A 1,152-nucleotide genomic window follows, 5' to 3' on the forward strand; every position below is an offset into this window, starting at 1 on the left:
CATGCTACGCTCAATCGCTGGGTATTAGAGTATGCACCTCAGCTGGAAGCCACCTTCCGTCAAAGTAATAAGTGCTCAGTATCTCGCTCGTGGCGAATGGGTGAAACGTATATAAAAGTCAAAGGCAAATGGTGCTACCTGTATCGCGCAGTTGATAAGCTGGGTAATACCATCCCTTAACAGCGCTTTGCTTGTTGAATCTGTTTAACTGCTTAGGCAAGCTAAGTAGCAAAAACAGATTTTAAGTTACCTGGTATTAAAATGTGTGACAGTGTCACTTTGTAAAAGAGGGGAGTACTCAGAAGATCGTTGCTGATCGCAAAAAACGGGGTATTTATAGGGGGGCGCCCATCCCCTCGAAATTAACCTTAAGAAGGTTTTTAACCAGTATCATAACTTATGTGACTGGTTAAAAAACTTAGGCTGAATTTTGGAGTGTTTTTCTCACTCTGATTACAGTGCTTCTACTTACGCCAACCGCCTCAGCCGTTTTGTTTATACTAAATCCAGCTTCAGTAAATGATGCAATTCTATTATGCGATTCCAGATCAGGTTGGCGACCATGATAAAGCCCATTTTTTTGAGCTTTTTGAATACCTTCTTTTTGTTTTCTTTCCCTTTCTCGGTATTCCTTGTAAGCACTGGCAGCCAGTATTTCTAAGAACATATTATTAATAGCGCCCAAGATTGTCTTCATAAAGTCATCACTTGGGAAACGCCCAAAAGTTAAATGGCTCGTAGGAAGATCTAAACTAACAATACTGATCCCTTTTTCGTTTATTGATGCAACCAGTGTTTTCCAATCATCAGGGCTTAACCTGGTTAATCGATCTATTGACTCAACTAATAACACATCACCAGATTCAGACTCATCAAGTAAACGCACCAATTCAGGTCGGTTAAGTGAGTTACCTGATTTGTTTTCTTTGTAGTAAGAAGCAATACGTCTATTGAAGCCTGAAACAAATTTTTTTAATGAGTCTTTTGCTCGATTGATATCTTACTCTGTAGTTGAAGCTCGTAAATATGCCCTTATGAACATTTTTTACCCAATCAGGTTTATTTCCAGCTTTAAGTGGTAAAAACCACCGTCTTCAGACGGTGCATTTGATTTTAAATATTTTGATTTTGCGTGCACATGAGGTGCGCTCT

1 protein-coding gene and 1 pseudogene are annotated in these 1,152 nt (G+C 39.3%); one reads left to right on the forward strand and one right to left on the reverse strand.

The window, feature by feature from the left end; genetic code table 11:
- Positions 1–174: pseudogene (locus G337_RS0119400) on the forward strand (DDE-type integrase/transposase/recombinase); the annotation flags it as partial.
- A 244-nt stretch (positions 175–418) separates the two neighbouring features.
- Here G337_RS0119400 and G337_RS0119405 read toward each other — a convergent pair.
- Positions 419–997 carry a recombinase family protein gene (locus G337_RS0119405; RefSeq protein WP_281170223.1) on the reverse strand — a complete coding sequence of 193 codons (579 nt, stop codon included), beginning with the start codon at positions 995–997 and terminating at the stop codon, positions 419–421.
- Positions 998–1,152: the final 155 nt, after the last annotated feature.

The organism is Psychromonas aquimarina ATCC BAA-1526, assembly GCF_000428725.1.
GTDB lineage: Bacteria > Pseudomonadota > Gammaproteobacteria > Enterobacterales > Psychromonadaceae > Psychromonas > Psychromonas aquimarina.